Genomic DNA, 1,446 nt, shown 5'->3' with positions numbered 1-1,446 from the left:
GGCTCTTCAGAGTTGAGTGTGGGGTGAGGCGTCGAGACCGCCGGTGATCAGGAGCATGCGTAGTCGGTAGTGCTCGAAGTTCCGGAACCCTCTGGCGATGCGGCGGCCGAGCTCGATGATCCCGTTGACGGCCTCTGTCCCGCCGTTGGACGCGCCGTCGGTGTCGAAGTAGGCCAAGAACGCTGTCTTCCAGCGGCGCAGTGTCTTGCCGAGCCTGGCGATCTCGGGGATCGGGCAGGACGGCAGCTTCTCGATCAGTCGCTCGGCCAGTCGACGACCCCCGGCGGGCGTGGGTTGGTGGAACACGTCTCGGAGGTCCTGGCCGCACTGGTAGGCGACCTCGACCGCAACATGATCGGGATGGGCCGCGAACGCGCTGGCCAGACGGGCCTGCTGTCGAGGCGTGAGGCGTTCCCGTCCGGCGCGGAGAACATGACGGATCCCGTAGAGAGAGTCGCCCTTGCGGCCACGATGACCGAGGGTCTCCTGCTGGATCCGGCGGCGGACGTCATCGACTGCAGCCCCGGCGAGCTTGACGACGTGGAAGGCGTCCAGCACGCAGGTAGCGTCCTCGAGTTGGTCATCGATCGCGTTCTTGTAGCCCTGGAACGGGTCCAGCGTCGCGATCTCGACCCGCTTGCGGAACTCCTCGCCCCGCTCGTCCAGCCAGTCTCGGTAGGCCTTGCCGGACCGGCCGGGGACGAGGTCGAGGAGCCTGGCGGTGGGGTGGGGCCCGCGAGTCAGATCGACCATCCCGGTCAGCTCCTTCGGTCCGCGCCGGCGCGGGTCGCGGTGGTGCCAGATGTGCTCGTCCACGCCCAGGACCTGCACGTCCTCGAAGCGGGACGGGTCGTTCGCGGCCCGGGTCAGGACTGGCCGGACCTGGGACCAGAGCGTGTTCCAGGTCGTGCCGAGCTGCCGGGCCAGGCCCTGGATCGTCGCTCCCTCGCGCCGGAGCTGGCCGATCGCCCACCGAACCGCACGGATGCTCAACAGTCCCCGCGGTGCGCAGACCTGCGGATTCTGCTCGACGAAGGTCGCCACCGCGCAGACCCCCTCGAGGCAGATCCAGCGGCGCTTGCGCCACCGAATCCGCACCGGCCGGCCCGCCCACGGCGCGTCGATCAACTCGACCACCACCCGGCCGTGACCAGTGGCGATGACACCGCAGCCAGGGCATCCGGCCACTGGATCGCAGGACTCCACCTCGAGCACCAGCCCGCCCCGGGTCTTCGAGACGGCCACCAGATGAAGGCCAGGGAAGTCCAGGAGAAAGTCGCATCTCTCGCAGCGATCGAGCACGTCAGAGCATACGCAACTATGGTTGGGCATCGTCGAGGTCCTTGAGATCAGCGGGGGTAGAAGTCCGCTCATCATCAGGGGCCTCGACGTCTACCCCCAGCTACCCGACCACACCGGCGCGCCCACACTCAACTCTGAAGAGCC

Annotated in this window: 1 protein-coding gene; it reads right to left on the bottom strand. The window is 68.1% G+C overall.

Features of this window, described 5'->3' with window-relative positions; all coding sequences use genetic code 11:
- Positions 1-6: 6 nt before the first annotated feature.
- A complete protein-coding gene (locus tag FM110_RS12925; RefSeq protein WP_087105162.1) occupies positions 7-1,332 on the bottom strand; it encodes an ISL3 family transposase in 1,326 nt (441 codons plus the stop codon).
- Positions 1,333-1,446 lie beyond the last annotated feature (114 nt).

Source organism: Brachybacterium nesterenkovii (assembly GCF_900163655.1).
Lineage (GTDB): Bacteria > Actinomycetota > Actinomycetes > Actinomycetales > Dermabacteraceae > Brachybacterium > Brachybacterium nesterenkovii.
The sequence above is the reverse complement of the archived record's forward strand: the minus strand, read 5'-3'. Positions and strand labels throughout refer to the sequence as shown.

Excerpts from the sequence above, each read along its gene's own strand:
- FM110_RS12925 (WP_087105162.1), bottom strand. The coding sequence starts at position 1,332 with ATGCCCAACCATAGTTGCGTATGCTCTGACGTGCTCGATCGCTGCGAG.